The organism is Thiohalorhabdus sp., from assembly GCF_036628635.1.
In the GTDB taxonomy this organism is placed as follows: Bacteria; Pseudomonadota; Gammaproteobacteria; order Thiohalorhabdales; family Thiohalorhabdaceae; genus Thiohalorhabdus.
This window is the reverse complement of the sequence record NZ_JAZKRM010000073.1, coordinates 1-6966: the sequence shown is the minus strand read 5'-3', so window position 1 is coordinate 6966 and position 6966 is coordinate 1. Positions and strand designations below refer to the sequence as shown.

Below are 6966 nucleotides of genomic sequence, written 5' to 3'. Positions count from 1 at the left end.
CATAACCCAGCGCCAGCATGACCACCACCAGAAGCGCCGTCACCCAGTGGTTGATCGTGGATATCCCCGAATAGCGGGCACGTTCCGACATATCGCCTCCCTGTATCTTGTGGCCAACCGGAAAAAGGCTGCCTTTACCCGGCAATCCGGCACCCCTTATGAGAGCGAATCACCGCGACAAGCCGTTGTCCACTCACGCATCGTCCCTAGGGTCAGGTCTTGCCTTTTGCTAAACCATTGTTAGGGGTCAAGTCTTGACATGACAGCTTCATAGCTTCGAGCCAATCCCCGGTCCGCTTCCATCGCCTTCCGGACCCGCCGGACATTCTGCCCCACCGCCGAATAGTGGATGCCGCCGAACCGTTCCCCGATAGCGGCAAGGGTCAGCTCGGTTTTTTCCCGGCACAGTAGCATGGCCACTTGGCGAGCCCTGCCCTGCCTCGGCCCCAGCTGCCGGCCACGGGCGGTCAGGGACGCCGGATCGACGCCCCATTCGTCGGCCACGGCCGCCAGGACCTCATCGGCCGTGTGAAGCCTATGCCGTTCCCAAAGCGGGCTCTCCGAGGCATCTCCCCCCTGCTCCAGTGCCCACGAGCGGAAGGCTTCGTCCCCCAGCACAGGCGTTGCCCGCTGGTTCGCGTAGAAACGGGCCACCTCTTCCTCCACCCCGGCTTCCACGAAATGCCGATAGCCCGCGGACCGGTTGCGTTGGCCCAGCATGACGTAGGTGGTTTCGGTGGCAAGCCACTCGGGGGCCTTGGCGCGGTTGATGTAGGCGGGGTAGCTGGACCAGGGCCAGTCGGCCAGGTCCTCGACGAGCGGATCGGCGGCATCGACGGGGTTGCGGTGGATGTAGCGGGACACCGCCAGGAGATAGGCGTCAGCGTCCACCAGAATGGCCTTGTAGCGGCCCCGGAACAGCGGCCCGTCCGTCTCCGCCAGGCGGTTGTAACGCTGGGTGTAGACCCCGTCGATATGGCGCATCACCCGGCTCAGATTGCCCAGGGGCGTACGCACCAGGAGGTGGTAGTGGTTGGGCATCAGGCAGTAGGCGTGGACCTCCAGCCGAAGCCGCCGGCAGGCCTCGGCCACGGTTTCCAGGAATGCCTCGTACCCGGCCTCCCCGGGAAAGATCGCCTGACGACCCCGGCCCCGGTTCATCACGTGGTACCAGGCGCCTTCGTATTCGATGCGCAGCGGGCGGCTCATGGGGAAAGGATGCCCCCGATACCTATTATGTCAAGACTTGACCCCTTTTCTTCCTCAACGGTCAGAAGGCGGATGATCCGCGGGTTAACAGATCGGACGGCGATCTGATTGGGTCACCCATCAGAAGGCTCCCTGCCCTCGCGTACCGCCTCAGTCGACGGCCAGACCGACCTCCATCACGACGCGATCGTCGTTCTCCGACTCCACCGACGCCGCGTCCGCGAGAAGGACCCGGTCGGGCTCGACGGCGGTGCCCCCTTCCCCGCTGCCGGGCGCATGGGCCAGCAGGCGGTCGCGCACGGCTGCGGCCCGCACCCGCCCGAGCACCGCGAGGTCAGCGTCGGTGACCGGCTGCGCGGCAATCACCCGCTCGGCAAGATGGGCGCGATACGCGAGCCCATCCAGGCGCGAGTGACCCTCCGGAACCTCCTCCGCCGGGCGCGTGAAGCGCTCGCGGACCTCATCCAGGCTGGTATCGGGATAGGCGCTGGCGAACAGCGCCTCCATCGCCTCCTGGGTCGATTCCGCGGTCAGATCGGGGGACGCGACCTCGCGTCCCGGCTCGCGGAGCTTCGCGGCGAGCTCCTTGACCGCGCGCTGGCGCTTGAGCGCGGGGCCGTCCACGTCCGCATCGAAGGGACCGGCGAGCTCGATCGCCAGCTTCGGGCGATCCGCCAGGGCCTTGCGCAGCAGCGCGACGCGTTCCTTCTGCGGCGGCGTCAGGTCGCTGCGCCCCGGCGAAAAGGCGATGCGGCCCAGATCCTCGTCGCCGGCGCCGACCAGGCCGGCCAGGAAGCGGAACGGCGAGCTGACCACCTTGCCGATCACCCCCGTGACCGCCTTGCGGATGGCACCGCCCAGCTCGAACTGCGGGTCCCCGACATCGCCCGTGACGGGGATGGCCAGCTCGATCACGCCCTCGCTGTTCTTGAGCAGCGCCACGGCGAATCCCAGCGGCAGATCCATCGCGCCCGGGCTATCGACCTTCTCGCCCAGCTCCAGATCGTACAGGGCGATGCTGTTGCGCCCCTCGAGCCGTTCGCCGGAGATCGCGTAGGAGAGATCGAGATCCATCCGGCCGCCCGCGATCCGGCGGCCGGCGAAGGCGACGGTATACGGCGAGTACGCCGGCACCTCCAGGTTGCGGAACGTCAGCGTGAGGTTCGTGTCCCGCATCGGCTGCCAGGCGTGGATTCTGCCGGCGACGCGCGCGAGGCCATGCTCGCCCACCTGCCCTTCGAGCTGCACCTCGGCCGGCTCCTGCGTGTCCGTGGCCAGCGTGGAGATCTCGCCGCCGAGCTCGTGGATACGCGCGGAGAACGGCAGCGGCAGCGAGCGATCCGCGAACCGCAGCGTGCTGTTCGCGAGAGCGATGCCGGCGACGCTGATGCGCAGCGGCGGGGCGGCCTCGGCGTCGCCCGCCCCCGAGGCGGAGTCTTCGCCGCCGGCGCTGTCCAACAGCAGGCGATCGATATTGGTGCTCTGGTCCTCGCGGATCACGACCCGGCCGGAGGCGCCGTCGATGGCCACGCGCGAGGCCTCGACGCTGCCCTGCCCGGCGCTCAGGTCGAGCTGCTCGATTCGCAGCGCTCGCCAGCCGATCACCGGCTCCTCGGTGTCCAGGGGCACCACGCTCAGATCCGTCACGCCGGCGCTGCCGCGATAGGCCAGCAACTCGTCGGGGCTGACGGACACCCGCCCGTCGACGCTCACGCTGCCACCCGCGATCGCGACCCGCGCGATCTGCTGCACGTAAGGCTCCGCCGGGCCCAGCGCCAGCTCTTCCACGCGCAGATCGCCGTCGCCGGCGAAGGCCGGCAACAGCCGCAGATCGCCATCGAACGAGAACGCCCCGCCCGCATCGAGCTCGCCGGCGAGATGGACCGGGAAGGGTCTGCTCTCGTGCAGGGCCGCGTCCTCCGCCGAGACCTCGAGCGAGCGCACCGCGAAGGTGGCGGTCGCGCCGGGCTTGCCGGGATCGGGGCTCAGGTGATCGACGAAGTGGATCACGCCCTTCCTGACGTCCAGCTCGCCGATCGCCACCGCCGGCATCCCGGCGTCCCCGCCCTCCTCGGCCGCCTTCGGCTGCGCCGCCTCCTCCGGCTGCTCCGCCTTGCCCGCCGCGGTCTCCATCAGCCGGGTGACGCGCGTCTCCCCCGAGGCGAAGCGCTCTTCCCGAATGACCGGGCGTTCAAGGCCGACGCGCGCGGCCTCGACGCTAGGCGGCGCGGTGCTCAGATCGAGGCCCTCGATCTCGAGCGCCCGCCAGCTCGCCAGCGGCTCGTCATCGTCCACGGGCACGATGCTCAGATCCGCCACGCCGGCATCGCCGCGATAGACCAGCGGCCCGTCGGCGCTGATCGAGACCCGGCCGTCGAGGCTCGCGCTGCCGCTTTCGGTCCTCACCCCCACGAGCTCCCGCAGGTAGGGCTCGGCCGGGGCGAAGGTCAGGGCGTCGACCCGCAGCTCGCCGTCGAGCGCGAAGGCCGGCGACAGCTGCATGCCGCCGTCGAACCGGAGCTCGCCTCCGGCCGCCGAGCGCGCCGCGAGCCGGACCGGGAAACGGCTGCTCTCATGCAGCCTGGCGTCCTCCACGGTCGCCCGGACGTCACGCAGCTCGAGCTCGGCGGTCGCCGATTCGTCCAGGTGATCCACGAAGCGCAGCGTCGCCCCGGCCAGCCCCAGCTCGCGGATCACCACACCGGGCATGGCGCCGGCCGCCGGTTCGGCCGGCGCCGCTTTATTGGCGGGCTGCCCCGACGCCTCGCCCGCCAGCCGCGTGAACCGCGTCTCGCCCGACGGCAAGCGCTCTTCCCGGACCACCAGTCCGTCGAGGCTCACCTTCTGGAAGGTCCAGGCCCGCTCCCATAGGCTGGCCACCGTGAAGTTCACCCGCAGCCGGTCGAAGTCCAAGAGCCGGTGACCGTCGCGGTCCGCCAGGGCAAGGTCCGTGATCTCCAGGCTGAGGGTGTAGGGATTAGCGTCGACGTCACCGAGGCTTAGCTCGCGCTCGAAGTCCTCCCGGACGGTATCCACCGCGACCATCCCGGCGATCCAGGGCACGACGAAAAAGCCCGCAAGCGTGTACACCGCGAGGAGCACGAGCAACCAGAAGCGCACCCGGCGGACGCTGATCCAGCGGCGGCGGAGATACGACCAGAGCTGTGAAGGGAACCGATCAGCCATGGTGAAGGGCTCGCGCGTCGATTAAAGGGCGAAGCGGGGCTGGGTTATCGGGTTGACCCCCTTTTAAAGAACGTTTTGAAAACGTACCAGGAAGGCCAAACCGGGGGCAAACGAAGTGGGTGTCCTGTAGGTTGTAGGTTAGGTTGCTATTATTTGTCCGACTGCTTTTTTGCAGAACCGTGGCCTTGATGATCGGTCAATGGCTCCTCTTTAAACCGAACCAATTCGCCGGTCTTCACGTCCACAATTCGCTCGTAATAAAGATTACGTATGGGATCAATTTCTCTTTCAATGAAATGGTCGCAGTTCGTTTTCTTAAAGAGTGAGTGTTTTACCTCCCGCTTTGCCTCCCACCTCCCCCCTCCTGGAGGAATAGACTTAAAAGTTAGCCCTCCAGAAGTAATCTTGAACTCATCTCCAGGCGGATAGGCCACCAGGGTGGTATTTCCACATTTTGGGCAAGGTGTGCCGCTTGGCGATGGGTCTCCTGCTTCCGCCCGCAAGAGCCGGCACGCATAGCAAAAAACTCGTTCGTTTCGGTCCTGTCGCACCATTTAATCGATTCCCTAACCCACCGGCTGCCGTGTCACGGCGTTAGATGTGCCGGAAATGTCGGTCAGTTTGAGGGAGATGTTGCACGTATCTACTGCTCACCGGCTGAATGATCCGGCTGGTTAAAAGATTTAAAATAGGCCGCTTCGCCCCAAGCCAACCGGAGGTCCAAAGGGGCACCCACCTCGTTGGGTTTCGTCCCTAGGGTCAGGTCTTGCCTTTTGCTAAACCATTCTCCTGAGAAATCTCATACGAATGCTCAATCTTCCAACTAGGCGCCAACTGCCGCGACGCCGAGCGATACTTCTCCATCGACAACTCCACCGCCCGCGCCACCTGCTTCTCCGACAACCCCTCCCCGGTCACTATGAAATGGATGTTGATCTTGGGGTCGGTTTCTGCGCCCTCGGCCTACCGCGCCCACCTTATTTCCGCCATTCGTCCATGGGCCGGCTCATCTCCTCATTGGAGATCACGCGGCCCTCCCGGGAGTCGGCCAGGCCCCGCTCCACCATCTTGTGGAAGGCCAGCTCCCGCAGGATCTCCTCGTAGGTGGCGTCCTCGGGCTGCTCCTGGATGACCTCGGTCATGCGGTCCTTGATGCTCGACATTGCTTGTTCCTCGTTCAGGGTTTCTCTTACCAACAACCCCTTGGGGAAGACCCCCGTCCTATTCCTTGGACTCAACAATCTCGTGACTGTGGCCGATGGTGCAGCTTGGCGCCAATTGGGCTGAAGCCGAACAATACTTCTCCGCCGACAGCTCCACCGCCCGCGCCACCTGCTTCTCCGACAGGCCCTCCCCGGTGACCGTAAAGTGGATGTTGATCTTGGTGAAGATCTTGGGGTCGGTGTCCGCCCGCTCGGCCTCCAGGGTGACCTGGCAGTCGGTCACCGGCTGGCGCTGCTTCTGGAGAATGTGGACCACATCGTAGGCGGTGCAGCCGCCCACGCCGAGCAGCATCATCTCCATGGGGCGCACGCCCATGTTGCGCCCGCCGCCGTCCGGGGGGCCGTCCATGACCACCGGGTGGCCGGAGTCGCTCTCGCCTAGGAACTGGGCGCCATCCACCCACTTCACATCGCATTTCATGGTCAAAGGCTCCTTCTGGGCCGACCGCCAGGGACGCCAGGGGCGCCAAGGACGGCCGCGGCCTCTTGATAAGGGGTCCGAGGGGCCCATTAAACCAAAATTGGCTATCCGGTTGGGCCCGGAAATAGGCCGGAATTCGGGGTCCCTTCCTGCGGGAGCGGCCATTGGCCGCGACGGGTAGGGCCTCCGGACCCGGTCGGGGCTGGTAGCCCCTCCCACAAGCACCCTCCCTGGATGGGGCGGATAGCCAATAAACCAAAAATGGGCCCCGGGCAGGGGGAAGGAGCTACTGAGGGCTGTCTTGGCACTTGAAAAGTGGCAAGACTGGGCGCCCCGGAGCGGATTCCCCCTGCCCGGCGCCCTGCCCCGTGGCAATCCCTGGCATCGCCGTGCAGGAAGGCGGTCGCGGCGGGGGCCGCCGCTCCTACAGGGGTGGGGGTGGTTTTAGGGAAAGGCTTCGCGGCCTGGAGGCCGCTCCTACGGGATCGGGGGCGGTGTTTTGGGGAACGGCGTCGCGGTCGGTGACCGCTCCTACAGGGGGCGGGCTTGGGCGGGGTCAGGTGTTCTCGGCGGGCTCGGGGCGGCTGCGGTTGCCTTCCCGGGCCAGGAAGGCCTCCACCTCGGCCAGGGACTCGGTGCGGTGCATGGGCGGCAGGCTATCCAGGAAGGTTTTGCCGTACCCCTTCCGGGTGATTCTCGGGTCGCCGAGGACGAGGACGCCGAAGTCGCCGGCGTCGCGGATGAGCCGTCCTGCGCCCTGCTTGAGGGTGAGCACGGCGGTGGGCAGGTGCTCGGTGGGGAAGGGCTGGTAGCCCTTTTGCTTGAGGTAGTTGTCGCGGGCCTCGATGACCGGGTCGCCGGGGCTTGGGAACGGCAGCTTGTCGATGACCACCACCTTCAGCGCCTCGCCGCGGACGTCCACGCCCT

General features: G+C 66.5%; 5 protein-coding genes and 1 pseudogene. All 6 read right to left on the bottom strand.

All coding sequences use genetic code 11. From position 1 onward, the window contains the following. Positions 1-240 precede the first annotated feature (240 nt). Entirely contained in the window at positions 241-1209 is a 969-nt protein-coding gene (locus tag V5A19_RS13235; protein WP_332319319.1) for a transposase, read from the bottom strand. A gap of 150 nt (positions 1210-1359) precedes the next feature. Then, entirely contained in the window at positions 1360-4395 is a 3036-nt protein-coding gene (locus V5A19_RS13230; RefSeq protein ID WP_332319318.1) for a DUF748 domain-containing protein, read from the bottom strand. A gap of 759 nt (positions 4396-5154) precedes the next feature. Next, positions 5155-5334, bottom strand: a pseudogene (locus V5A19_RS14425) (OsmC family protein); the annotation flags it as partial. A 38-nt stretch (positions 5335-5372) separates the two neighbouring features. Then, positions 5373-5558: a hypothetical protein gene (locus V5A19_RS13225; RefSeq protein ID WP_332319317.1), complete on the bottom strand. Its 186-nt coding sequence runs from the start codon at positions 5556-5558 to the stop codon at positions 5373-5375. A gap of 58 nt (positions 5559-5616) precedes the next feature. Then, positions 5617-6039 (bottom strand): OsmC family protein, encoded by a 423-nt coding sequence (locus V5A19_RS13220; RefSeq protein ID WP_332319313.1) that lies wholly within the window; start codon positions 6037-6039, stop codon positions 5617-5619. A gap of 556 nt (positions 6040-6595) precedes the next feature. Then, positions 6596-6966, bottom strand: a 371-nt coding sequence (locus tag V5A19_RS13215; RefSeq protein ID WP_332327909.1) for a helicase C-terminal domain-containing protein, incomplete at its 5' end; no start/stop codon positions are given.